This window comes from Haloarcula sp. CBA1122 (genome assembly GCF_009741785.1).
GTDB lineage: Archaea > Halobacteriota > Halobacteria > Halobacteriales > Haloarculaceae > Haloarcula > Haloarcula hispanica.
Map to the genome: position 1 here is coordinate 66,427 of NZ_WPCB01000007.1, position 24,875 is coordinate 91,301.

The 24,875-nt window shown below is 63.5% G+C and carries 25 protein-coding genes; 16 read left to right on the forward strand and 9 right to left on the reverse strand.

The window, feature by feature from the left end; translation table 11 throughout:
• Positions 1–80: 80 nt before the first annotated feature.
• A complete protein-coding gene (locus GJ630_RS04555) occupies positions 81–1,106 on the reverse strand; it encodes a DUF2332 domain-containing protein (RefSeq protein ID WP_191449452.1) in 1,026 nt (341 codons plus the stop codon).
• A gap of 170 nt (positions 1,107–1,276) precedes the next feature.
• On the opposite strand from GJ630_RS04555, the gene GJ630_RS04560 reads away from it, so the two are divergent.
• The 6 genes from GJ630_RS04560 to GJ630_RS04585 all read left to right on the forward strand — a co-directional run bounded on the left by GJ630_RS04560 (position 1,277) and on the right by GJ630_RS04585 (position 5,731).
• The gene (locus GJ630_RS04560) at positions 1,277–2,755 is read left to right on the forward strand and encodes an NAD(P)/FAD-dependent oxidoreductase (protein ID WP_191449453.1); all 1,479 of its coding nucleotides are present in this window, start codon (positions 1,277–1,279) and stop codon (positions 2,753–2,755) included.
• A gap of 82 nt (positions 2,756–2,837) precedes the next feature.
• Positions 2,838–3,488 carry a hypothetical protein gene (locus tag GJ630_RS04565; protein ID WP_175055143.1) on the forward strand — a complete coding sequence of 217 codons (651 nt, stop codon included), beginning with the start codon at positions 2,838–2,840 and terminating at the stop codon, positions 3,486–3,488.
• 64 nt (positions 3,489–3,552) lie between these two features.
• Positions 3,553–3,708 carry a hypothetical protein gene (locus tag GJ630_RS04570; protein ID WP_154020789.1) on the forward strand — a complete coding sequence of 52 codons (156 nt, stop codon included), beginning with the start codon at positions 3,553–3,555 and terminating at the stop codon, positions 3,706–3,708.
• Positions 3,709–3,846: 138 nt separating this feature from the next.
• Positions 3,847–4,677 (forward strand): hypothetical protein, encoded by an 831-nt coding sequence (locus tag GJ630_RS04575; RefSeq protein ID WP_064288792.1) that lies wholly within the window; start codon positions 3,847–3,849, stop codon positions 4,675–4,677.
• A 39-nt stretch (positions 4,678–4,716) separates the two neighbouring features.
• The gene (locus GJ630_RS04580; protein ID WP_191449454.1) at positions 4,717–5,148 is read left to right on the forward strand and encodes a CopD family protein; all 432 of its coding nucleotides are present in this window, start codon (positions 4,717–4,719) and stop codon (positions 5,146–5,148) included.
• Positions 5,141–5,731 carry a hypothetical protein gene (locus tag GJ630_RS04585; protein WP_014041201.1) on the forward strand — a complete coding sequence of 197 codons (591 nt, stop codon included), beginning with the start codon at positions 5,141–5,143 and terminating at the stop codon, positions 5,729–5,731. Before GJ630_RS04580 ends, GJ630_RS04585 begins: the two co-directional genes overlap by 8 nt.
• On the opposite strand, the gene GJ630_RS04590 is transcribed toward GJ630_RS04585, so the two are convergent.
• The 3 genes from GJ630_RS04590 to GJ630_RS04600 form a co-directional block, all read right to left on the reverse strand.
• Positions 5,709–6,455 carry a class I SAM-dependent methyltransferase gene (locus GJ630_RS04590; RefSeq protein ID WP_191449470.1) on the reverse strand — a complete coding sequence of 249 codons (747 nt, stop codon included), beginning with the start codon at positions 6,453–6,455 and terminating at the stop codon, positions 5,709–5,711. The two genes, GJ630_RS04585 and GJ630_RS04590, sit on opposite strands and share 23 nt — an antisense overlap.
• 148 nt (positions 6,456–6,603) lie before the next feature.
• Positions 6,604–7,437, reverse strand: coding sequence for a deoxyribonuclease IV (locus GJ630_RS04595; protein WP_146416935.1), 834 nt, complete (start codon positions 7,435–7,437; stop codon positions 6,604–6,606).
• A gap of 119 nt (positions 7,438–7,556) precedes the next feature.
• Positions 7,557–7,871, reverse strand: coding sequence for a hypothetical protein (locus tag GJ630_RS04600; RefSeq protein ID WP_008308090.1), 315 nt, complete (start codon positions 7,869–7,871; stop codon positions 7,557–7,559).
• A gap of 241 nt (positions 7,872–8,112) precedes the next feature.
• Between GJ630_RS04600 and GJ630_RS04605 the strand changes: the two genes are divergently transcribed.
• A complete protein-coding gene (locus tag GJ630_RS04605) occupies positions 8,113–8,862 on the forward strand; it encodes a helix-turn-helix domain-containing protein (RefSeq protein ID WP_014041204.1) in 750 nt (249 codons plus the stop codon).
• A gap of 75 nt (positions 8,863–8,937) precedes the next feature.
• On the opposite strand, the gene GJ630_RS04610 is transcribed toward GJ630_RS04605, so the two are convergent.
• From GJ630_RS04610 to GJ630_RS04620, 3 genes are all read right to left on the reverse strand, one after another.
• A complete protein-coding gene (locus tag GJ630_RS04610; protein ID WP_191449455.1) occupies positions 8,938–9,732 on the reverse strand; it encodes a biotin/lipoate A/B protein ligase family protein in 795 nt (264 codons plus the stop codon).
• A 450-nt stretch (positions 9,733–10,182) separates the two neighbouring features.
• A complete protein-coding gene (locus GJ630_RS04615; protein ID WP_050007074.1) occupies positions 10,183–10,659 on the reverse strand; it encodes a cupin domain-containing protein in 477 nt (158 codons plus the stop codon).
• Between the two features lie 145 nt (positions 10,660–10,804).
• On the reverse strand, positions 10,805–11,482 hold the full coding sequence (locus GJ630_RS04620; RefSeq protein WP_191449456.1) for a helix-turn-helix domain-containing protein: 678 nt from the start codon (positions 11,480–11,482) through the stop codon (positions 10,805–10,807).
• 88 nt (positions 11,483–11,570) lie between these two features.
• Between GJ630_RS04620 and GJ630_RS04625 the strand changes: the two genes are divergently transcribed.
• The 4 genes from GJ630_RS04625 (at position 11,571) to GJ630_RS04640 (ending at position 15,501) form a co-directional block, all read left to right on the forward strand.
• Positions 11,571–13,208: an NADH-quinone oxidoreductase subunit D gene (locus GJ630_RS04625; protein WP_064288787.1), complete on the forward strand. Its 1,638-nt coding sequence runs from the start codon at positions 11,571–11,573 to the stop codon at positions 13,206–13,208.
• Positions 13,209–13,272: 64 nt separating this feature from the next.
• The gene (gene msrA, locus GJ630_RS04630) at positions 13,273–13,797 is read left to right on the forward strand and encodes a peptide-methionine (S)-S-oxide reductase MsrA (RefSeq protein WP_023843406.1); all 525 of its coding nucleotides are present in this window, start codon (positions 13,273–13,275) and stop codon (positions 13,795–13,797) included.
• Entirely contained in the window at positions 13,794–14,213 is a 420-nt protein-coding gene (locus tag GJ630_RS04635; protein WP_014041210.1) for a thioesterase family protein, read from the forward strand. Before msrA ends, GJ630_RS04635 begins: the two co-directional genes overlap by 4 nt.
• A 103-nt stretch (positions 14,214–14,316) precedes the next feature.
• Entirely contained in the window at positions 14,317–15,501 is a 1,185-nt protein-coding gene (locus GJ630_RS04640; protein WP_014041211.1) for an AI-2E family transporter, read from the forward strand.
• Between the two features lie 4 nt (positions 15,502–15,505).
• On the opposite strand, the gene GJ630_RS04645 is transcribed toward GJ630_RS04640, so the two are convergent.
• Positions 15,506–16,738 (reverse strand): DolP-mannose mannosyltransferase, encoded by a 1,233-nt coding sequence (locus tag GJ630_RS04645; protein WP_191449471.1) that lies wholly within the window; start codon positions 16,736–16,738, stop codon positions 15,506–15,508.
• A gap of 660 nt (positions 16,739–17,398) precedes the next feature.
• Here GJ630_RS04645 and GJ630_RS04650 point away from each other — a divergent pair.
• From GJ630_RS04650 to GJ630_RS04660, 3 genes are all read left to right on the forward strand, one after another.
• Positions 17,399–18,307 carry a serine/threonine-protein kinase RIO2 gene (locus GJ630_RS04650; RefSeq protein WP_151103763.1) on the forward strand — a complete coding sequence of 303 codons (909 nt, stop codon included), beginning with the start codon at positions 17,399–17,401 and terminating at the stop codon, positions 18,305–18,307.
• Positions 18,308–19,001: 694 nt separating this feature from the next.
• A complete protein-coding gene (locus GJ630_RS04655) occupies positions 19,002–19,424 on the forward strand; it encodes a metal-dependent transcriptional regulator (protein WP_064288785.1) in 423 nt (140 codons plus the stop codon).
• 170 nt (positions 19,425–19,594) lie between these two features.
• Positions 19,595–19,921 (forward strand): NifU family protein, encoded by a 327-nt coding sequence (locus GJ630_RS04660; protein ID WP_014041215.1) that lies wholly within the window; start codon positions 19,595–19,597, stop codon positions 19,919–19,921.
• A 174-nt stretch (positions 19,922–20,095) separates the two neighbouring features.
• Here the strand turns inward: GJ630_RS04660 and GJ630_RS04665 are convergent, their stop codons facing one another.
• Complete coding sequence (locus tag GJ630_RS04665) at positions 20,096–21,757, reverse strand: aldehyde ferredoxin oxidoreductase family protein (RefSeq protein ID WP_191449457.1); 1,662 nt, start codon at positions 21,755–21,757, stop codon at positions 20,096–20,098.
• Between the two features lie 210 nt (positions 21,758–21,967).
• Here GJ630_RS04665 and GJ630_RS04670 point away from each other — a divergent pair, with 210 nt between their 5' ends.
• Together GJ630_RS04670 and GJ630_RS04675 are read left to right on the forward strand one after the other, a co-directional pair.
• Positions 21,968–23,917, forward strand: coding sequence for an ABC transporter substrate-binding protein (locus GJ630_RS04670; RefSeq protein ID WP_191449458.1), 1,950 nt, complete (start codon positions 21,968–21,970; stop codon positions 23,915–23,917).
• 3 nt (positions 23,918–23,920) lie between these two features.
• The gene (locus GJ630_RS04675; RefSeq protein WP_008308066.1) at positions 23,921–24,874 is read left to right on the forward strand and encodes an ABC transporter permease; all 954 of its coding nucleotides are present in this window, start codon (positions 23,921–23,923) and stop codon (positions 24,872–24,874) included.
• The last annotated feature ends 1 nt before the right edge of the window (position 24,875 follow it).

Sequence of the window (24,875 nt, forward strand, 5' to 3'; positions counted from 1 at the left end):
CCCGCGGCGGAGACATAAGCCCGGGTGAACGCCTGACAGCCGCCCGTCGTGTTGCCGGCGTGGGTAGCCAGTTGGTGCGCTCAGGGCCGCCACGATAGCCACGCCCCGTGTGGCTCGTAGTCGACGAGACGTGTCGTTTCGATGCCGTCATCAGTCCAGCGCCTCCAGTCCAGCCTCACCGACTCGCCGCCCGACAGGTCCCGCTGACCGGTGAGCCAGTGCAGCTGGCGCTCGGCCATTTGCGCTTCGAGCAACGCCGTCAGCGCCTCGCTCAGTTCCGCCGGGACCTGATACAGCACGAGCGTGTTGACGACACAGACCGGGACGTCGGACGGAATCTCGTCGAGGACCGGCGGCAGGTCATCGAGCATGTCGCCCTCGATAAGCTCGGGTGGGTCGTCGCGTACAACCGTCAGCGCACCGTCTAAAACGGCGCGCCGCGCCCCGTGTTCGGGCCAGACGAGCGCGCGGAGCCAGTCCCTGTCGGCCTCGTCGGTCACGTCGAGCGGATTGCGGTCGATGCCAACCCGGGAGTGTATTTCGGGGGGTGTGTCCGGAAGCGGCGGGTCGCCACGTCGGACGCTGCTCCCGATGGTGACCGGCGAGTCGCTGTTACCCACTACGCAACCGTCGTAATCGTAGCGGTAGCGGTCGAACAGCAGGTTCAGGCCGGCGCTTGGCCCGAGTTCCACTAGCGCGAGCGGCCCGTCGGCGGCGCGGGCCACCTGTGCGACGGCCGGATAGAGGACCGCGCTGCGCCGCACCGCGTTCGTCTGCGTGCGCCGGGTCCGCAGGAGCGGTCGGATATCGTCGGCACGGTCGAGACAGAACTCGCGGAACGCTGGGAAGCACCCGTCATCGGGGTCGTGTGCCGTCTGGGTAATGCTCGGGTAGTACTCGGCCAGCCGGTGGTTGGGATGCCGGTCGAGCAGGTACTGCACCGCAGCCAGCAGGAGATGCGGGGCCTGGCGACTTTCGGGAACGGTCGCTGCGATGTCGAGGATATCGCTGTCTTCAGCCGCCTCGCGGCAGAGATGGGCGTACAGCGGGGAGGAGTCCGCGGCCCACGTCGCCAGATCCCGGAACTGCGTCTGGAGGGATGACATAACGGCGGAGACACCGCACTGGCAGATGAGTGTTCGGCTCCCGGTAGATACTATTTAGACCGTCACACATGTAGCTGGGCCAATGAGTCTGTGCCGGCAAAACGAACTCGGACGAGTCACAGTCCTCACCGCGACGAGTGGGTACGGGATACTCTCACAGGTGGGGCGTCATGGGAACTGAATCCGCGGACGTGGCCGTCATCGGAGGCGGTGTCGCCGGTATGAGCACGGCCGCACGATTGCAGGCAGACGGCTACTCGACGGTCGTTCTCGAACAGCACCACAGCGTCGGTGGTTGTGCGGGCTACTACGAGCGGGCGGGGTTCCGGTTCGATGTCGGCGCGACGACACTCGTGGATTTCGTCACGGGGGGTGTCGGCGGCCAGCTGTTGTCGACTGTCGGCTTCGAATCCCCATCAATGGAGAGACAGGACGCCTACGACGTCTGGCTGCCGGACCGGACAGTGACGCTGTACCGCGACCAGACGGACTGGGACGCCGAGCGGCGCACGAAACTCGGCGACGACAGGCGACATCTCGCGTTCTACGACTTCATCGACGATCTCTCGGCGCGGCTCTGGCGACTCACCAGAACAGACGTCAAGATGCCGATACAGAGTGTCGGCGATCTCGTTCGGAACGCCAGTGCGGTCGGCCTTCGGGACCTGCCGCTGGCCAGATATCTCCGCTGGACGATGGCCGACGCGATGCGCGCCCACGGCGTGTACGACGACCGACCGCTCCGAGCAGTCGTCTCGATGCTCGTCGAGGATACGGTCCATGCCACGCTCGACGACGCGCCGCTGTTAAACGCCGTCCTTGGAATGACGATCCGTCGGACAGGGCTGGGCCGGGCGACCGGCGGGATGTACGGCTTCTGGGAGTCCTTCGTCGACCAGTACACGGACATCGGCGGGCGAGTCGAGACCGGTCGAACCGTGACTGCGGTGACCGGCTCCAACGGCGGCTTTCGCGTGGACTCGGCGGCTGGTCCGGTCCACGCAGACCAGGTCGTCAGCACTGTCCCAGTTCCCGTTACCAGAAGCCTCGCACCGACGGTCGTCGGCGACAGACTCGACGACTACTGTTCGATGCTGCAAGCCCACGAGGGGAGCGCACTCGTGGTGTTTCTCGGCGTCCCGGCAGCCGAGGTCGACAGCCGCGAGCGGACGCACCACCAAATTCTGCAGGCCTACGACGAACCGCTGGGCAACGGGAACAACATGTTCGTCTCCGTCTCCGCGCCGGGTGACGACGTGAGCGCACCGGCAGGGCACCGGGCAGTCATGCTATCCACCCACTGTGCAGTCGAGCCGTGGCAAGGCCTTGACGAGGCGGCCTACGGGGAACAGAAGGCGGCCGCTCGCGAGCAACTGCTGGCGGGCGGCCGGACCGTCTATCCCGACCTCGGGACCGACCCGGTCGTCTCCGAGGTGGCGACGCCGGTCACCTACGAGCAGTTCACGAAGCGACCCCGCGGGGCTGTCGGCGGGTACAAGCAGACGCGGGCAAACGCGAACCAGGGGGCTGTGCCACAGAACATCGGTATCGAGGGGTTCTACCTCGCGGGCGACACCACCTGGCCGGGGCTTGGCACCGTCGCCTGCGTCAAAGGGAGCAAAATCGCGGCCGATCACGTTCGTCGGTGAGCATCACAAGATTGCATGGCGAGCCGCAACGCGACGGGCGCGGAGAGTCAGCGTTTAGGCCGCCCGACCGGTAGAGGGGACAATGAGTATGGACCGTCCGGAGGCAGTCGAGCGCGTCGAGGAGATCGTCACGACGGTCGAAGCGGAGACGATGCCGGTCCCGGTCCGGGAGGTGTGGGTGTACGGCGACGTGGCGCTCGGGCTGGACCCGGTCGAGCGACTGGACGTGTACGTCACCAAGGACATCCTGTTCAAGGACGCGCCGGAGCGCGCCGAGGAGTTCCAGCGCAGTCACGGCGTCGACGGCGTCGGCAAGACCGTCCGCGCCGCGTGGGCCGACGAGCATCCCGAGTACATCCGCGCGAACGCCAACGGCCACGCCGCGCCCGAAAAGTGCCTCGCCGCCCACCTCCTGAACGACGACGAGCCGGTCCATCTGGAAGTGTGTAACGCCTCCTTCGAGGACAACGTCACCCAGCGGCTCAAGGGGGCGAAGATGCGAAACGACTACGAGCAGATTCTGGACCCGCGCGGGGCCTGCCTGTGGCTCGACGGCGAACGGTCGCCGGAGGCGTTCCAGAAGCTCCGTGACAACGAGTTCGTCTTCCCGACGCTGACCCAGTCGCTGTCGATGCTCGGGATGGACGAGACGGAGGCCGGCGACGCCGCCGACGCGGTCAAAGAGTACCGGGCACAGCAGGAGGGAGCGACGGTTCGGGGCGACGTGGTGTAGGCGGTCGCCGCCGGCTTTGGTAGGCCGATTACTGCAGCCAGGGCGCGGCGACCGTCGAGAATCGATGTCCGCAGGCGGGACATTCGACGAGCCCCGAGCCGCGCTCGCCGTCGTCGACGGCAGCGAACCGGCGGCTCCAGGTAACGTGTCGGCACTCCGGACAGCGGCGGATGAGCGGTGGTATCATGTGGAGACGCGAATCGGTACGTGTCGTCCGTAGCTGCTCGCCCCGCAAGGGTCTATCGGCGGGTGCCATCGCCCTGCGCGGAACCGCTGGGCGCGAACACAGCCCATGACAACTACAACGCGGTTTTGAGCGAACAGAAGGAATACACCCACACCACGGGAAGGGAATCGTATGCAACGGACGCGACGAGCGACCCTGGGACTGGTCGGTGGCATGGCGATGGGTGCCCTGAGCGGCTGTCTCGCGCCGGGCGGGAACGGCAGTGGGGACGGCGGCACGGAAACACGCACGCATCCGTCGCCGGGAACTGCTCCCGACACCGAGACCGACGACGGAGCCACCGACACCGAGACGGAGGACGAAGCCACCGATACCGAAACCGACGACGAAACGCCGACGGACACGCCGAACAGGCTGCCCGGCGACCTGGACCGGGTCGATACGCCGCCGTACGAAATCGAGGACATCAAATGCAACATCGACGACTCCGGCGAGGGCGACCGCGACCCGCTGTATCTCTGTGCAAACATGCCGGCCGAGCCGTCGCTGTCGTTCGAGCAGGCGTCGACGCGAGGGACGCTGTTTGCTGACGAAGGGCTGGAGTTCGTCGAAGACAACACCGACGACCAGCTCTACGCGACGCTGCTGACGGATGCGGACGACATCGAACGGTTCGAAAACGACAGGGGTGACGCCTACAGTCTCGCCGCCGACACCGACTTCGAGAGCCACGCCGTGCTCGTCGTCCAGACCGGCTGGGGGTCCGGTTCGATCGTCCCCCACCTGAAACGCATCGAGGAGACGGCGGACGGCATCCACGCGTTCGGCTGTTACACACAGCCCTGTGTCTACACCAGCGATTTCACCGCCCGGTCGACAGTCGTCAGGTTCGAGCGCCCGGACGCACTCGACAGCGGCGTCGTCAGCCTGACCGTCGACCCGTCGACACGGTACAACGTGGCGACGGGCGAGGACGTAGTGACAGTCGACCGGTCGGAGTGACCCCCTGATTCTTTGCGACCTGCCGGTGAAGCGACAGCTATGGCAGCCCTCCCGATTCGAACCCTCCACGTCCTCGCGATGGCGGTCCTCGTCGGCGGCACGACCCTCCTCTGGTACAGCTATCGGAGCGGCGCTATCGCTTCGCTCGCGCCCGCGCGACAGTTCGAGTGGCTGTTCTGGGCCGGCGTCGGCGTGCTCGTGTTCACCGGCGTCGGCAACCTCGGCACGCTCGGGCCGCCAGGACCCGGAACCGATTGGGGACGAACCCTGCTGGCGAAACTCACCGTCGTCGTCGCCCTCGTCGTCGGGTCGGTCGTCCGGACGCTCCTCCTCGTTCAAGCCAGCGACCGCGAGGCAACATCCGGTGACCTGTCCCCACCCCTTCGGCGAACGCTCTCGCGGGCCTACGGCGCGACGGCGGCCGTCCTCCTGAGCATCGTCGTCCTCGCGGAGGTACTCGCGCATGGCTGAGGACCAGCGTGAGCGGAGAGGTGAAAGCGAGATAGCGACCGGGACCGAGACCGAGCCAGCGTACACCGCGGAACGGGCCGACGCGCGACGGGTATCGCTCGTGACGTGGACGCTCGCGACCTTCGACACCGCCCTGTTCGTCCTGCTCGGCGTCCTCGCCGCCCACGCGAGCGGCGGCCTCGCCGACCTGCTTGCCGGGCTGAACACCCTCGTCGGCGTGGCCGTCTTCTGCTACCTCTGGGCGCTGTTCGTCCTGGCGGTCCGATGGGTTCACGGCCGGGTGGCGCTTGACTCGGCAGGAGTCAGCACGCTCGTCCTCCACGGAGTTGCGGCCGGCTGTGCCACCGGCGTCGCGTTCCTGCTGGGTCTGTTCGCGGTGGCACTCGTGCCGACGCTACAGAGCGGCGGGGTCCGACTGCAGGCGGTGCTGCTTGTCTTGCTCATCGGGGCCGGTGTCGCCGCTGTCGTCGGCGGCGTCGTCGGACTGGTCGCCAGCCTGCTGGACGGCGCAGTCTACAGACTGGCGGGCTATTTCCTCCCTGAAGCCGAGAACGAGCAGGTCACTGAACCTCGCCGACGGTAACGAAGAACGGGACCGTCTCGCGGCGTTCGTAGGCCTCCGCTTGCATCTGCTCGATTACGTCCCGGCCCATCGACCGCCAGCGCTCGCGGAGCGCGTCGTACTCGGCGGGCGTCGCATCGCCGTTGAGAATCGTCTCGCGGTTGTGTGCCAGTCCGGTTCCAGTGACTTTCCGCTGGGCCGCCTGCATCGCCGCGTCGTCGTAGGGCGGCTCGATGCGCTGCTCCTGGTCGTACTGCGTCGTCGAAACGACGGTCAGCTCCGCATCGCTGAACACGTCGGCGGCGTCACTACCGAGGGTCACGTCTGTCCGCACTCCATCGAGAAAAAGCCGGCGAGCGCGGCGGGCCAGCATGGGCTCCGCGTCGACGGTCGACTCAACGGTGACGGCAGCGTTGTTCGGCTCGATGGCGGCCACCCGGTCGGTGGCGACGCGGGCGAACTCCCGGACCGCGACCTCGGGCTCAGGGAGGTTGATGAGCAACGCCTGACACACCACCAGGTCGAAGCTGTCGTCGCCGAAGGGGAGTCGCGTCGCGTCCCCGCAGACGATCGGGTCGCCGGCGGCGGCCAGCAGGTCCGTATCGGCGTCGAGGCCGACGACCGTTCCGTCGGTTTCCTCGCGGAGGACGCGGGTCAGCTCGCCGGTCCCACACCCAACGTCGAGGACGCGCTCGCACTCGCCCAACTGCAAGTCCGTGAGCGCCTCGCGGGAGTCGGCCCACATCCCCCTGCGGGTGGTTTCGAGGTAGTCGGCGGAGAACCTGCGCACAGTTCCTCAGAGTCGAGTCGCCCCCAAAAGTACCGCGGTCGAACGCGCTCGAACTTCCCCACAGAGTCGAGAAGCTCGGATACGCCGCGCTCGATAGCGACGTCTATTCGCCGCGGAGTTCCTTGACGCGGTCGATGTTCCAGGCGAAACTCTTGCCGTTCTCGGTCGGCGTCTCCAGCACCAGCGGCACGTCGCGGATGGCGTCGTGATTGACGAACGCGTGCATGCCGTCCTCGCCGATGTGGCCCTCGCCGATGTGGGCGTGTTCGTCCTTGTTCGTCCCGCACTCGTGTTTGGAGTCGTTGAGGTGAACGCAGGCGAGGTCATCGAAGCCGACAACCTCGTCGAACTCCGCGAGCGTCTCGTCGACGGCCCCGGGCGTCGAGAGGTCGTAGCCCGCGGCGAACATGTGGGCCGTGTCGAGACAGAACTCGATGTCCTGGTCGGTGCGCTCCCGAACCGTCGCGAGATGCTCGAACTGGCCGCCGAGTTTCGTCCCGCTACCGGCGTCGGACTCGACCAGCACGGTGACGCCCTCGGGGATGTCGAGGTCGTCCAGCACGCTCGCGGCGTTGTCTAGGCCGCCGTCGACGCCCGCGCCGGTGTGAGCGCCGAGGTGGACGTTGACGTACTCGATGCCCAGCTTCGCGGCGGCGTCGACCTCCTTTTGCATCGAATCGAGGGACTTCTCGCGGAGGTCGTCTTTTGGCGTACAGAGGTTGACCAGATACGACGAGTGGATGACCCACGGACCGACGCCGTGGTCGGCTGCGAGGTCGCGGAACTGCTCGGCCTCGTCGTCATCAATGTTCGGGTCCTGCCAGACCTGCGGCGAGTGTGAGAATATCTGCCCGCAGTTACCGCTGTACTCGACCTGTTCCTCGACGGCGTTGTAGACGCCGCCGGCGATAGAGGTGTGCGCCCCGACTCGTACCATGCACACCGGTCGGTGATGCCCGACAAAAGAGGTTCCGGAGTGCCACGGTCGGTTATAGCTCGTGTCCGGATTTCGCCGGGGCGGGACGACAGACCGGGGAACAGGGATACCCGACCGCCTCAGACCCACTCGCGAACGGGCGGGATCATGCGGAGGCTCGATAGCGCGAGGTATGCACCGAACAGGACGAGAACCACGCCGATAGCCGCTGGAAGCGGCGTTGCTGACATTAGTAACGCTGCGCCCCAAGAGGCCAGTACGATGCCGATACCGACCAACATGAGCGTGCCGAGCGCGCCAAGCACTGCGTCCTCGGTAGCCACCCGAACAACCGCGTACAGTTCTTCCTCGGAAAGCGTTGCGGCGCTGCCGTCGGCTGCCTGAGGGTCGGCGGAGGTGTCGGCAGCGTCGTCATCAGCGGGGGACGAGACCATGCCACTGCTTGGCCGGGTTGCCACAAAACGGTGACGTAGCTCTGTTGTCAGGAACGTTGGACAGTCCGCCCTCGTAGCCCGTCATTGCAGGCGTGAGGGTCACGATAAATCGACCACCGCGCCGACATCGGTGACCTCGCTGTCGAGCATATTCTTATCAATAGCCAACTATCTAGTTTTGAGCGTCTTCAGTCGACTGGTAATCGACTTATACCGGTCTCGATAAGTTAGTAATAGCCAAATGACCGAATCACAGGCCGCAGTAAATGAAACACGCGAGTTCGAGTTCGTCTTGCAGTTCGACGCGGGAGCCGATAGCCTGATGGACGTGTTCCGGCAGCACGAAAGTCTCTCTGTGTGGTCCTCGGCCATCTTCGTCGGTGACGACCATATGTGGCGGCTGGACCACGCGAAGGGGACGCCCGAGGCCCTGAGTGCGTTCGACGAGGTCTTTCTGGACGAAGACCGCTGTAACGAGTGTTTCGACGTCGTGAGCTGTGATACGACGCGAACCTACCATATGCTGGACCGCGGGGAAACGTCGCGGACGGTGTACACGTTGCGTCGCGAAATCAGCGGCTGTCAGTCGCTGCCGAGTTTCCTGCACCGACACGTCAGTGACGGGGCTATCTTCGAATCCCGGCGGACTGGCGACGAGTACCGCTGGCGCGTCCTCTATCCGGGGTCCAACCCCATCGGCGAGGTGTACGACAGAATCGAATCGAGCCTCCGCGATGGCGTCACACTCTCGGTGTCTCACATCACCAGTGCTGGAAACTGGAAGGCCACCGAACGGGTCGCAACGAACTTCTCGCCCCAGCAGTGGCGGGTGCTGAAGGCCGCCGTGACCCACGGCTACTACGAGCGGCCGCGGGAAGTCTCGGTCAAGGACCTCGCATCGATACTGGACGAGCCCCGGTCGACCGTGCAGTACCAGCTCCGGACTGCCGAGGACCGCCTTATCTCGCAGTTTGTCGAAGAAACACTCTGAAGGGCGATCTTTCAGGGTAGGACGCGGCTCGTGGTGGCCCGGCACGGCCGTCATCGCCGGACCGCACCGCCAGCGTCAGGGCGACCGGCGAATCCACTCGTCTGCGTCGAATTTATTCCTCGCGTGCTCGCGTGCGCGTAAGAGTTCGTCATCCGTCCACGAGCCCTCGGTCGCGTCGACCCACTCGGCCAGCGTCGAGCGGAGCGTCTCGACGGCTTCGGCGCGGTCGATATCGGCGTACTCGTCTATCGCCCCGACACGTTCGGTGAACCGCTCCGAGTCGGGGTCGGCGGTGAAACAGCCGCAGTGGCGGTCGGGGCGCAGCGAGACGGACAGGGAACCGTGCTGAATGACGGCGTCCTTCTGGCGGTACTGCGCGTTCCCGCTGAGTTTGCGGCCGTCGGGGCCGACGATATCGTGGGCCGGATGGAGTTGCCGCAGGTAACAGGCCGGCTGGTGGACCGCCGACCGCTCGTCGTCGGCAAACGACGCGTCGACGCCCATGCGCTCGAACGCGTCCAAAACGGGCTCACAGAACTGCTCGTAACACGCCATCAGATCGCCCGGCACGGCGTCGGCCGGCGCGATGATGCCGTACGAGATGTCCGCCACGCTGTCGTGATAAATTGCGCCGCCACCGGTGGGTCGTCGTGTTACCCCAATATCCTCGCGCTCGCAGAACGCCCAGTCGATCGTGTCTGGGTCCTGTCCGTAGCCCAGCGACAGCGTATCGGGCCAGGTGTACACCCGCACCGTTGCCGGACCGCCAGCCGCGACGGTTTCGGCAGCGGCCGCTTCCAGTGCCATCGTCATCGGTCCGGGTCGTGTTTCCTCGCCGATGACGCGCCACTCCAGGTCGGCCAGTGACATACCTGGGCTTCGTGACGCGATGCGATATGAATTGCGGGCTAGCAACGGGTGGAATGACTGACGGGGTCGTTGTTTATGCAAAGAGCCAGAAAGCCCCGGCCGGCTGAACTCGGGGGGCTCGCTGCGCTCCTTGTCACACCCTCCGGTCGTTCCTGTGGTGCTTACATCGCCCGCCTTCGTCCAGCCGCCCACCGGGAGACCTGCGGTCTCCCGAGCAGTCGGCGCACAGCGCCGACAACGCCCCTTTCAGTCCCGCCCAGCATTCTTTGTCCAACCGGCTACGGGTGGGACTGAAAGGGGCCGCTCGCTCGACGTTCGAGGCGATGCAAGCACTGACGAGCGACGTTGAGGAGCGAGGAAGCGCGCAGAGAGTCGCAGGAGTCGAGCGAGCGGGGGCTTTCTGGCTGTACAAACACCTGTTACCAGTCACGAGAGCGACAGAAGTGGGTCCTAGCCCTGGACGTTCCCGCAGTCGGTACAGGTCAGTTCGAACCGACCGTCGGCGAGGGCGACACTCTGGGTGGTTTCCGTGTCGCACTCTGGACAGTGCGCTCTCGATTCGATGGCGTCCCAGTCGTGGGTCGCGCCGGGCGCGCCAAAGGCCCAGCCGATGACGCGCTCGTCGCCGGAGTTGTACCCTTCCTGAAACTCGCCGGGCTCGAAGCGAATCAATTCGCCGCCCGAAACATCGACTTCCTCGCGGTCGAGGCCGACCTCGAAGGTGGTCTGTCCCTGTTCGATGTAGAACACCTCTTCTTGGTCGTGGTGGCGGTGGAGGCTCCCCGAGAAGGAGTCGCCAGGTTCGAGTTCGAAGTAGTTTGCCGCGAAATGCTCGGTCCCGAGTTTCCGGGAAACGGGCTTGCGGATGTCGTGTACCTGCATCGGATTCCGTTCGACCGGTACGTCGTCGATAGTTACTGTGTTCATGGTCGGTGTTGTCCTGAGTCGGGCTACCGCTGGCCCCTGTGATGCGTTCGCAATCCAGCATTAGAAGGCACTGTTCCGGAGTTTATAGTTTTTCCGGGAAGACATACGGTAGTCAGCCGCTCCGGCGGTCCCCGGGTAGAGCGGACTACTCCGCTGGTACGGGACGCTGTTCGAGTACGTCAGCCATCACATGAGCCTCGGCCTTCCTGAGGTGTTCAGCGGCAGTTCCGGGGGCACAGCCCAGTTCGTCGGCGACGTCGTCGACGCTCCCCTCGCGGGGGTCAGCGTAGTACCCGCAGTCGACAGCGGCGGCGACAGCCTCGAACTGCCGGTCGGTGAGCGCCGCCCCGGTGTCGAGCCGTCGGCTGTCGTACTCCCCCACCTCCCGAACGTCGACTGAGACGCCGTCGGGCACCGTCTCGACTGCCTGCTGGACCGTCCCGCCCGGACCGACCAGCGTGAGTCCGACCGTGCCATCGGCATGGTAGGCGACCGGCGAGACGATGACTAGACCGGCCCGCGTGAGGGCGTCGACGAGGTCGTGACCGGTCGCCGACGGCGAATCCTGTACGTAGAGGAAGAACGTCTCGTCGGGACACGTCGAGATAGCATATTCCCGGACGGTTTCGGCCTGTTCCAGCGCCACTCGGTAGGGCTCCGGCGGGAAGCCGTCGACGTGAAACAGCAGCGTCTGGAGGTCGGAACCGATGTCGTTGCCCCGGAGGAGATAGCTCGCCTCGTAGCCGTCGTGCTCAACGACGAACTGGTGCATCGAGTGGCGGACCTCAGGGGCCATCCACAGCGAGAGCGTGACGTATTTCATACCTGGCTGTTCCGAGCAGTATTTAAAATAACCTCGGGCATGAGGGGACAGGTCGAGGGACGCAAACGCCGAACGCACGGTCACGGAGATGGCCCAGACAGTCCACCGAACCGACGATGTCCATCCGCTTATCGAGCCGATCGCCGACCACGTCCTTTCCACCGAACGCCACGAGAACGCCCCGGCTGCTGTCATCCGTGCTGACGAGGTCCAGACCGTCCTCTCAACGCTGCGAACCGAGGCCGGTCTAGACCACTGCGCCTGCGTCACAGCCCAGGAGTACGCCGACCGGTTCGAGACGATCTATCATCTGCGACGCTACGCCGACCCGACACAGGAACTCTCGGTCGTCGTTCCGACACCCAGAGAGTCGCCGACCAGCGAGTCAGCCGTTCCCGTGTACCCGACGGCGGCGTGGCACGAGCGGGAGGCCTACGACCTGGTCGGCATCGAGTACGAGGACCATCCGGACCTCCGGCGCATTCTCCTGCCCGAGACCTGGCAGGGCCACCCACTGAGCCGGGACTACAATCAGGACCAGCCACAGATCGTCTCCTTCCGGGAGCACGAGCGCCTGCTCGAAGACCGCCGTGAGGGGCCGGAGACGATGCACCTCAACATGGGGCCACACCATCCCTCGACGCACGGCGTTCTCCACCTGAACGTCCAGCTCGACGGCGAGCAGGTGGCGGCCGTCGACCCAGACATCGGCTACATCCACCGCTGTGAGGAACAGATGTGCCAGCAGGGGGCCTACCGCCACCAGATCATGCCCTACCCGGACCGTTGGGACTGGGGCGGGGCCGGGCTGTTGAACGAGTGGGCCTACGCCCGCACGGCCGAAGACCTCGCCGACATCGAGGTGCCGGCGTATGCCCAGGTCATCCGGACGATGGGCGGCGAACTCTCGCGAATTCTCTCGCACATGCTTGCGGTCGCGACCTACGCGCTGGACGTGGTCGGGGAGTTCACCGCCACCTTCCAGTGGGGGGTCCGGGACCGCGAACTCGTGCAGGACATCCTCGAGGACCTCACCGGCCAGCGGCTGATGTTCAACTACCTGCGGCTGGGCGGCGTCGCCTGGGACCTGCCCGAGCCCCGCGAGGCGTTCTTCGAGAAGATACGCGCGTTCCTCGACGACCTGCCGCACAAGCTCACGGAGTACCACGACATGCTCACCAGCAACGAAATCCTCCAACTGCGAACGGTTGACACGGGCCACCTCCCGGCCGAGACCGCGAAGGCCTATGGCTGTACCGGGCCGGTCGCCCGAGCCTCGGGCGTCGACTACGACCTCCGGCGGGACGACCCCTACGGCTACTACGACGAACTCGACTGGTCGGTCGTCACCGAGCAGGGCGGCGACAACTTCTCGCGCCTGCTCGTGCGCCTGCGCGAGGTAGAGGAGTCCGCGAAGATTATCCGCCAGTGCGTCGACCTACTGGAGGATTGGCCCGAGGACGACCGCGAGATTCAGGCCAACGTCCCCCGCACGCTCCGGCCCGACCCCGACGCCGAACTCTACCGCGCCGTCGAGGCCGCGAAGGGCGAACTCGGCATCTACATCCGTTCGGACGGGACGGAGACGCCAGCCCGGTTCAAGATCCGCGGCCCCTCCTTCTCGCACGTCCAGGCACTGTCCGAGATGGCACGCGGCGAGTACATCCCCGACCTCGTGGCGACGATCGGTAGTCTGGACACTATCATGGGCGAGGTCGACCGGTAGGCCGATGTCCGTCTGTGACGAACACAGCCAGTGAGTTTTGTACGCCGGGCACGTACGTCCGGTGATGACTGAACAAGCGACATTCGCGGGCGGTTGCTTCTGGTGTACGGAATCGGTGTTCAAGCAGGTCGACGGCGTGACCGATGTGGTCTCGGGCTACGCCGGCGGCCACGTCGCCGACCCCAGCTACGAGGCGGTCTGCCGCGGGGAAACGGGCCACGCCGAGTGCGTCCAGCTCACTTTCGATCCGGACGAGGTGAGCTACGAGGACCTGCTCGCGGTCCACTTCACGACGCACACCCCGACGACGAAAGACCGGGAGGGCAACGACGTCGGCACGCAGTACCGCTCGGCCGTGTTCTACCACGACGAGGCCCAGCGCGAAACCGTCGAAGCCCTCATCGAGGAGATAGAGCCGGGCTACGACAGCGACATCGTCACCGAAGTCGAGCCGCTGGAGACGTTCTATCCCGCGGAAAAGTACCATCAAGACTACTTCGAGAAGAATCCGGACCAGAGTTACTGTCAGTTGACCATCCCGCCGAAAATCGAGAAGCTCAAAGAGAAACACGCGGAACTGCTGGCATGAGCTTCGAGTACACGACGGAAGTCGAGGTCCGGTACACGGACATCGACACGTACGGCCACGTCAACAACGCGACGTACGCGACCTACTTCGAGGAGGCTCGCATCGACTACCTGCACGACGTGGTCGACTGTGGCGAAGCGCTGCTCTCGGGCAGCGAGTCGGGCACCGGCATGGTCATCGCGAACCTCGAAATCGATTACATCCAGCCGGTCCGGATCAGTGACTCCGTCGCCGTTGCCGTCCGGGTGCCCCGTCTGGGCGGGAAGAGCTTCCCCTTCGAGTACGAGGTCCGGACCGAGGACGGTGTGGCTGCGACCGGGGAAACGACTGTCGTCACGTACGATCGCGACACGGAATCCTCGCGTCCGATCCCCGAAGACTGGCGGGAGGCGATCACGGAGTTCGAGGGGCTGTAGCCACAGCCGATAGCGTGACGCCGCCCATTTCGTTCCGCCACGCTAGAAATCATCGAGCCGACCGGTGGTTTTATTTTTCATCGAGATGTTGTATTGAAAACATATGGAATATAGTACCGACCTCGGACGGCGCGCCCTCTTTGCCCTCGCAGGCGTAGCACTCCTCCTCGTGGTCGGGTTCGTCCTGTCCCAGTTCCTCCCGACGCTCGTGTTTACCGTCTTCCTGTACTACGCCAGCCGACCGATCTATCGACGGCTCGGGCGGCTTCCGCTGCCCGATTCGTTCCTGAATCGAGCCGTCCCCTACCAGAAGCAGGTCCACGCGGCGGCCACGATCTTCTTCTTTCTCCTGCCGTTCGTGGTTCTGGTCGGCTACACGCTCGTCCTCATTGTCCCCGAATTACAGGCGTTCTTCGGCGAGGGCGGCTTGGGCGCGGCGTACCTCGCGCAGTTCCAGGATCTCCAGGGTGGTTCACTGCCGGGGCCGCTCGCCGACCTCGGCTTCACCGATTTGCTGGCAATGGGACCGGCTGAGGTGATCGACCTGTTGCGAAACGCGACAGTCCAGTCGTGGCTGGGGCAAATATCCGATACGCTCATCGGCTCCGTGAGCATGCTTACGGCGCTACTGCTGCGCGTGTTCATCGTGTTCGCTGGAACGTACTACCTGCTTACCGACGGACCGCGCCTCGTCGGCTGGTTCCTCGACACCTTCGACGGGTCGGGCGTCCTCAGGGAGTACGCGGCAGCAGTCGACGAGGAACTGTCCTCGATTCTCTTCGGGAACATCCTGAACGCACTGGTGACTGGTGTAATCGGGATTTTCGTGTTCTCGCTGTACAATCTGGTCGCTCCCGGCTCAGTGCAGATTCCGTTTGCACCACTCGTCGGCGCACTCACCGGCATCGGGAGCCTCGTTCCTGTCGTCGGAATGAAAATCGTCTACTTGCCCGTCGCTGCACTGCTTGCGGTCTCTGCGGTCGTCACGGGACAAACGGCGGCCCTGGCTTGGGTCGTTCTCTTTCTCGCAGTCACGCTGGTTGTCGTCGACACCATCCCGGATTTCCTGATTCGGCCGTACGTCAGCGGCGACCTGACCCACATTGGCCTGTTGATGTTCGCGTACATCTTCGGACCGATCGTGTTCGGATTCTACGGCATCTTCCTTGGCCCGATTCTGCTGGTCCTTGCCGCCCAGTTCTTCCGGATTCTCGTTCCCTACATCATCACGGGCTCAGTCGAAACGACGCAAACGTCGCTCTCCGACTACGACTCCGCGGAGTCGTAACGGGCTATCCGTTCCCGAGTCGGGCTCTGGCGGTCCCGAAGTCGAGACACCGACTGTCTACCGACGAGTCGACTCGGTCGAGCCACCGCAGTTCCATCAGCGAGAGCCGGTAGTGACACGTCGACGGCTCGATCTGTTGCCAGTAGATGTATCGGACGTCGGGTACTGGTTCGGCCTCGTCATAGGCCGCTGGAAGGTCGTGGGTTTCGAGGTCCGACATCGGCACCGGTCCCGGCGTCTCGACGGGTGTGAAGACGACGCCGACGCTACCGAGGAAGGCGACGTTCACGACGAGGACCAGCGCAAGGACGACGCCGAGATTCTGCGCCTGTTGTCGGTCGCGAAGCACCGTCGCGATCATGCCGATACCGATTGCGACGAACGCGAGCCCCGGAATGAGGTCGGTGTAGCCGCCTGTTTCGAAATCGACGAACAGTATCAGAAACGCGAACCACGCTGCGCCGACCGGAATCCACCATTCGGTGCGCCCGGCAACGCCGTCAGTGTCTGTGAAACAGCATCGAGCGGTATGAGCGAGGCCGAGCCCGCCAAGCAAGACGAACGGTGACGCCCATTTAAAGTGGACGACACCGGCGACGAACCGAGCGAGCAACGACGCGTGTTCCTCCGTTTGTAACGGTACGAGGAGAACCTGAACGACCATCTCCGAGGCTGAATGCCAGAGGAGAAACACCGGCATCAACATGACGACGGTAAAGCCGAGACCGCCGGCGACGACACGCTCAAGCGCCCGCGTGTCGCGCCGTTGGATCGCTAGACCGACCACGATCAGCGGGAAGATGGCCCCAGCCTGCCAGTATCCAACACTGGCTGCCGCAGCCACGCCGCTCAGTGCCGGGTAGCCACGCGTGTACAGATATATCGCCAGTAATCCACAGAGAACGAGGAGATATTTCGCTTTGAACCCATACGCCGGCCGGACGGCAAACCCCGGCAACAGGAACATCGACAGGCCAGCCAGCGGCGCAGCGATATCGTCGCCAGTGATGTCATAGACCAGTATCACGACGAGTCCGACGATTGCACACACCGCGCCGCTCATCAGCACCACGCTGAGGAGGTGGAGTCGGTACATATCGCCACCGGACAGCAATGCCAGTATCCCGGTCGTCTCGTAGGACAGCGGCAACTTCGGTTCCCAGGCGTCGACGTACAACCGCCCTCCGCGTGTCAAATACCAGCCGAGGTGCTGGAAGATACCAGCGTCGGGTGCCATAGGCGGTCGAGTGGAATCGAGTGTGATTGTCAGGAAAAAGTACAGTTGCGTGCCGACGGCAAACAGTACCGGAAACGCGAGTCGTCTATCGTGGGGATGGAGGGCAAGCGAGCGAAGCAGATCTCTGAGTTGATCTTTGTTTCGTCTGCTCACACGGGCTGTTTGTGTTCAGGTGACCAAAAGTATAGACTAATTTAGAATATATTCAGTAGCCAAAGGCAGCTACTGTTCGCATTACATATACTGCTACCGAAGTTAGGATTGTATTTGTAGATTGATGTGTAGCTCGCAACCCCTTTCAGACACCGTTCATATAAAGGAAGCCTGCAACCGGTCAGAGCCAGCGTTCACGAGTCCTCAGTCGTGATTTGAGCTACAGAGACGTAATACAGCGGTGATACCCGACCGATAATACTACTATGTGAACCTGTACTCATGTGAGTTAAAGTATTCCTACTCGGCAGGACATTGTCTCAGACGCTGTTGGGCGCGAAACACCGAAATCAGGTCCGTATCGGAGTAGCTATATACCCATATCAGCCCGATTGCAAACCGAACAGCGACGAGGCCGAGACGGGTTTTGTATAGCGAATGCTAATTTATTGATGCCATCCGCCGAACGCGTCGGCCTTTTACCAGTTGGCCCAGTAGAGAACCCTAATGGTCCAGAACGTGGCTTCAGTGATGGCGGAGCTGGAACCCGAGGACTTCCATCTGCTCTCTGGCGTCGAACAGGGGATGCGGTTCTCGGAGTACGTCGCCCGCGAGAAGTTGACCGAATTCTCCCGGCTGACGACGGAGGACGTCGACTACCGGCTCGACCGGTGTGCGGACCGGGGGCTGGTCGAGCGCAAGACCATCCAGTACGAGGGGTTCAAACTCACGTTCGAGGGGTACGACACGCTTGCGCTGCACACCTTTGCCGAGCGCGACACTATCGAAGGAGTTGGGTCGCCGCTGGGTGTCGGCAAGGAAAGCGACGTGTACGAGGCTCAGTCGTACAAACCGGTAGCGCTGAAATACCACCGCGAAGGGTACACCAATTTCCGCGAAGTGATGAAAGAGCGGGAGTACACCGCCGACCGCGACCACGTCTCCTGGCTCTACACCGCCCGGAAGGCCGCCGAACGAGAGTACGATGCCCTCGAAACGCTGTATCCGGACGTATCAGTCCCACAGCCTATCGACACGAACCGCCATGCGATTGTCATGGAGAAGATAGACGGCGTCGAACTCTCCCGAACGAAACTCGAACCGGAACAAGTGCTGCCGATTCTGGATCTCGTGCTCGAGGAGATGCAGACGGCCTACCGTGAGGGGTACGTCCACGCGGACATGAGCGAGTACAACGTCTTCGTCACGAACGAGGGTGTCGTCGTCTTCGACTGGCCCCAGGCCGTCCCGACCGACCACGAAAACGCCAGGGAACTGCTAACTCGCGATGTCGAGAACATCGTGAGTTACTTCGAACGAAAGTACCCGCAGGAAATCAGTGACGTGGACAGGGACGCAGTCGCCGAACGGCTGGCGACCGACGCGTTCGATACTATTACCGAGTTTACCGAGTAGCGACGTTTTAGCCGCTACGCACCTTCTGTTGGCTGTTCACGGACGAGTCGGAGCTTGGCCGATCGCGGGCTGAATAAACCATATAATGCGATACAAAAATGGTTAAACCGACTGAGCGGGTCGATTCGAGACAGCGGTGAGAGAGGCGGTGTGTTCCGGGTAGCGAAGCTGAGTGCCACGCGACGGACTCGCTGCGTCGGACAGCGGAGTCAACTGTTCCATTTACCGACTTCGCAGATTGGATTAGGCAGTCCTAAAAACCGCAGACGTTTTATATTATTAGGTTGGCCTAAAACATATGGCAGACGACGGTACTGCGTGCGGGGCACAAACGGGGAGAGACCCGCAGAGGACTCGATGGCGAGCGGTGTCGTATCGTCGAGGACGACGTCGGCACCCTTCGCGGGGTAGCGGCGTGCACCGCGGGCCATATCCCGAGGTCCCAGTGGCGAGCAGTTGCTCGACCGCCCGTGCTCTGCCGACACTATTGGGGGGCGTCTGCCTGATGAGTGGCGACAGCGGTAGCGGGATATCGGGGGAACCGAACGATGGGTAAACGCCCGCAACGGTCGCGCGCTCGACTGTGGACTTGGGCCTACGCGGTGGTCTTCGGGACCGGTGAGCAGTCGACAGGGGAGTCGACGGCCAGTACGCCCGCAGCAAGCGGCGGGGATGGGGCGGATTCGGCGGAGCGATGAGAACGGCACCGGAGTATTTGCTGGCGATCTACATCGCACAGCACCGGGATGACCCGCCAGTCGCACCGGGAGAGTTGGGGGAGATGCTCGATCGGTCTCCGGCGGCGGTGACGGAGATGTGCCAACGACTCGCCGAAGACGGTCTCGTCTCCTACGAGCCCTACGATGGGGTGACGTTAACTGAATCGGGGCGCGAGGAAGCCACAGAGTTACACGAGACGTACGTGACCGTCTCGTGGTTCTTCCGAGGCGTGCTAGATCTCGACGACCACGAGACGGAGGCGATGGAACTGGCCGGTCTGGTCAGTCCGATGGTCGCCGAGCGGTTGGCGGCTACGCTCCCCTGTGACGCCGGGGCGGAGGGTACACGGGAGGTTAGCGATTCAGACTCGACGACCTCCGATGGGGACACTGCGTGAGGGGGCTGTACTGTTCAAGACCTATTTTAGGCCGTGCGAAAAGTTGATAGAATTGATATAGTAAAAATTCGGCTTGCCAAGATTCTGGGTTTTGGCGGCCTAAAAGATGATATTTTAGGCCTCCCAAAAACACCAGTTTTATGATATGTTGGTGCGTAGGTAGAGCTGTCATGAGCGCAGAAGGACTCGAACGACAGACGCGTAACTACTTGAGCAACAACGTCCCGCAGATCCAGCAACACGGCGGCAACTTCGAGGTCCGCGAGGTCGACGAAAGCGCAGGCACAGCCACCGTCGCTATCGGCGGCGCGTGTTCGGGGTGTGGCATCGCTCCGATGACGATGAAGGCAATCGAACAGCGACTCCCCAAGAGCGTCGACGGGCTCGAAGACGTCGAAGTCGTCCGCTCTGGCGGACCGCGCGCCGCGGTCATGCCCTCGAAGACCGACGACATGGAGGAGATGGACGAGTACGAGGATTACAGCCCGCCGTTCTGAGCGCCCGCTCGTATCCGGATCGCAACTGTCGACATTTGCCCGGTACTGACCGGGACTGGGTTTTATTCACACCGGACAGCGTTCGCCGTCGAGGAGAGATCGGTTGACCGGTCGGGCTGCCGTCAGTGTGTGGACGGAGTCAGGTAGCTATCTGTGAGGATTCCGGGGCGAGAATTAGACCGGCAGCGTATTCTCGGGGACCGTGCCGTCGTCGGACCAGCCGCGTGCGTCGTAGTACTCGTCGAGCGCTGCTTCGAACGACGGGATTTCGTAGGGGAGCGCGTCGTCTGTCCGGTCGAAGCCGCGCTGGTTGTTGAAGTGGCGTTCGAGGGTCACGGTGCGAGCGCCAACGGCCATCAGGTCCTCGAAGTCGGCATCGAAGAGCTGTTCGTAGCGCTCGGGAGTCATGAAGTCCCGCGAGAACTTGCAGACGACGCCGCTGTCGTTCAGCGCCATCAGGTTCTCCCGCTCGACCAGCACGTCGGCTTTCCCGAGCGTCCCCTCCGGAGCCACCGCCTGTTCGTCGGGGACGAGTGGGTACTCGACGGAGTAGAACGTCGCATACATGTGGTCCGCGCCGCGGTTGGCGACGGCGTAGGAGAGTCCCTGGCCGTGAAGGACACGGCCCTCGTGAGCCGCGAAGTCCATCCCCTTGACCGTCCAGTTCTCAACACCGAGGTCGTCGTAACAGCGGTCGATGCCCTCCGCGAGGGTGTCGCCGACACCCTCTCGGTGGGCAATCTTCTCGACAGTCTCGTGAATCAGGTCGGTGTCGCCGAAGGCGTCCTCACTGGCGAGATACGCGGCGACGGTGTTGCCGGCGGAGATGGCGTCCATCCCGAGGCGGTCACAGAGTTCGTTGGACTGCATCACGTCCACGATGTCGTCGACGCCGGAGTTCGACCCGAACGCCATCGCCACCTCGAACTCGGGGCCTTCGGTCTCGACGCCGCGCTCCTTGTCTTGCGTCGGGAGCTTGCAGGCGAACGCGCACGCTGAGCAGGTCCCCTTCTTGTACTTCTTCGATTCGACGGCGTCGCCGTTGATGCCCTCCACGCCCGCGAAGGACTGCTCGGAGAAGTAGTAGGACGGGAGCCCGTCGACCTCGTTGGCGAGGTCCATCACCGAGACGGTTCCCTGCCGTTTCATGATGTGGTCCGCTGTGGCGGCTTCCCGGTGAATGTCCGTCTGTATCGGCGGAACCTCGATGTCCGGTGGGGAATCGCCCGCGAACGTGAGTCCCTTGACGTTTTTCGCGCCCATGACCGCGCCGAGGCCGCCGCGACCGAACGCCCGCTCCCCGCTCGTCATGATGGACGCGAACCGGACCCGGTTCTCGCCGGCCGGGCCGATAACGGCCGTCTGGTCGGCCTCGATACCGTGTTCGACGTCGAGGTACTCCAGCGTCTCGGGAACAGTCGCGCCGGCGAGGTCGGGGACGGCCTCGAACTCGACGCCGTCGTCCCGAACGTGGAGGATGACGAGTTCGTCGCTCTCGCCGGTGAGTTCGACAGCGCTGTACCCGGTATCGGCGAAGTTCCTGGACATGAACCCGCCGGCGTTCGAGGAGAGCAGCCCGTCAGTCAGCGGCGAGACGCCGGTACAGTTCATCCGGCCGGTGAAGCTCATCTGGGCGGCCTGCATCGGCCCCGTCGAGAACACCAGTCGGTTCTCCGATCCGAACGGGTCAACGTCGAACGGGATCCGCTCGTGGGCGAGCCGCGTCCCGACGCCGCGACCACCGAGGTACTGTTCGAGGATGCCGTCTATCTCCTCCGTGTTTCTCTCACCCGCTGACAGGTCGACTGTCAGCAGCGGCCCCGTTGAGTATATCATGATTGTTGCTTGACTATCCATGATCTTATCGATTGTGCCATGGGCGACTGTTCAACTGAAGCCGTTCCCACCTCCATCAGGAGGTACTAATAAACCTATAATCGGTGTAATAGCGTTTTACTGTGGTTTCGGTCGCAGTTCATGATATCATGTTTACACTATAAGTATGATCAACAATAACACATATCTTACCCTCCGAGGGATGTGTTCATGTCTCAAGATGCAGATGCCAGCGGAACGCCGACAGTATCGCGACGACGGATGCTTCAGACTACGGGTGCCGCCACACTGGCCGCACTCGCCGGCTGTAACACCGGTACCAACGACGGAGCCAGTAGCGGAGGCGGCGGTGGGGCTCCCGACCCGGTCCGTGAGCGCGTCGACGTCGATGTCGACGAGATTCAGGACGGGGGGACCCTCCGGTTCAGCCTCGGTGCCGGAATCGACTCCTTTGACCCGTCCTACAGCACCAATGCGCCGTCCGGGAACGTCCACGGCCTCGTCTACGAGAGTATCATCACACAGGACGCCGCAGGCACCGTCTATCCCTGGCTAGCGAAGTCCTGGGAACGGGTGGACGTACAGGAAGTCGAGGACGGAGCCTACGAACCGTACATGGTGTCGGCTGATACGGACGACGACGGGAACCTCGTCGCCGACGACCAGATACTCATCCGGAATCAGGAGGCCGGTGAAGTTCTGAGTGTCAACGAGGCCCCCGACGCCGTCGAAGACGGTACCTACGGCATCAAGTACCAGGCCAAACTCCACGAGGGCGTCAAATTCCACAACGGCGAGGAGATGACCGCCGAGAACGTCGCCCGGTCCTACGAGGTCGTCGAGAACTCCTCGATTTCGGCCCAGACGTTCGACTCGTTCCTCTACGCCGAGGTTGTTGATGACTATACGGTCAACATCTACGGGCAAGAGCCCGATGCGGAAGCCGACAACCAGCTCCCGGTCGACGTGTACCCGATGGAGCACATCGAGGAGTACCCAGACACGGGCGCGGACCCGCGCAACGACCACACCCCCATCGGGACGGGACCGTACCAGTTCGAATCCTACGAGACCGAGGAACGCGCCGAGTTCAGTTCCTTCGACGACTACTGGCTCGACGACCTCGGCCTCGACGCGCTGGAGTGGTGGGACGGCCCGGACGGCTTCCCGACGAGTCCGGTCGTCGACGAAGTCGTGGTCGCCATCGTGCAGGACAACGCGACCCGTGCCGCGGCGCTCAACAACGGCGAGATCGACCTCACCTACGGGCTCAACACCGGCACGTACGGCGAGTACCGGAGTGCCGAGGACTTCCGGCTCAGCGTGACTAATGCCGGCGCGTACAACTTCCTCCAGTACCCCGTCACCCAGTCACCGTGGGACGACCCGCGCATCCGCCGGGGCGTCAATCAGCTGATTCCCCGTGCCCAGATCGCCGAGAACATCTACAACGGGTATCGGAATCCGGCCTACACGCCGCTGCCTGAAATGGCCGCCAAAGCGGGGACGGTGGACTACGAGGCACTCACCGAGGAACTGCGCCCACAGACCGAGCAGAACACCGAGGCGGCGACCGAACTGCTGCAGGAGGCCGTCGACGACCTCGGCGTCGAGACGCCAATCGAGGCCACAATCGAGACGAACGCGACGGACGACCGCCTGCGCGAGGCCGAACTCATCGCGCAGGTGCTGAGCAACACGGAGTTTTTCGACATCAGCGTCGAGGACTTCGAGTTCACAACATTCATCCAGCGCATCCTCGGCTCCGAGTACTACCAGCAGGGCAACATCGTCCTCATCGGCCTCTCGGGGACGTTCAACCCCGGCAGTTTCTACGACGCCGTCAACTCCATCGACAACTTCGGCCAGTGCTGTAACTTCAACCGGATTGACACGCCGGAACTGGACGAAATCGCGACGGAGGCACGGTTCTCCGTCGAGGCCGTCGAAGACTCACAGTTCCGGGGCGAGCAGTACGACAAGGTGTGGCAGGGACTTATCGAGCAGGCCCCGAACAGCTACACTGTCTTCGGGACAAACGTGACGGCGCTGTCGACGGAGTACGTCGGCTACAACACGTACACGTTCTCCAGCAGCATCCTGCCCTACGGCCTCCACGCCCCAGAAGACCAGCAGGTCGCCTATCTGAACCGGGAGTAACCCATGGGCCTCAGACGCTTCATCGCAGTCCGGGTGCTCACGACCATCCCGATACTGTTCGGAGTCTCGGTGTTCACCTTCGCGATGGTCCACCTGACGCCAGGGGACCCGATCGACCAGTTAGTGGCGCTAAACCCCCAGATTTCGGCCGCCGAGGAGGCGGCGATACGCGCCAGATACGGGCTCGACGGCCCGGTGTGGCAGCAGTACTTCACCTGGATAACCAACGTCCTCCAGGGCGATTTCGGGACGGTCATCAACGTCGACCAGCCGGTCGGTCCGTACATTATGGACCGGTTACCACAGACTATCGCACTGGGCCTGTTCGGCTGGGTTATTGCCCTGCTCATCGCGATTCCGACCGGCATCTACGCCGCCGTGAACAAGGACACGCTGGGCGACGACCTCTCGCGGGTGTTCGCGCTGTCGGGCATCTCGCTGCCGAACTTCTGGCTCGGCCTGATGCTCATCCTCGTGTTCGCGCTCTGGCTCGACCTCTGGCCGGTGCTGGCTCCGAACAAACCGCTGTTCTCGCCGGCAATGCTGAAGTATCTCGTCCTCCCGGGCGTCACCATCGGGACGGCGTCGTCGGCCACGCTGATGCGGGTGATGCGGTCGTCGATGGCCGAGGAGATGAACAAGGAGTACGTCACGGCGGCCCGGGCGAAGGGGCTGCCCGAGCGGACGGTCGTGTTGAAACACGTCCTGCGGAACTCGCTCATCTCGGTGACCACCATCGCCGCGTTCCTGACGGCGAGTATCTTCGCCGGCGCTGTCGTCGTCGAATCAGTGTTCGCCTGGCCCGGTCTGGGGCGAGCCTTCGTCAAGGCGATCTCCGGCCGCGAAGTCGACCTCATCATGGCGATCACGCTGTTTACCGGTGTGACGATCATCCTGGCGAACCTGCTCGCAGACATTGTGTACGCGCTGTTAGACCCACGAATCCGCTACGACTGAC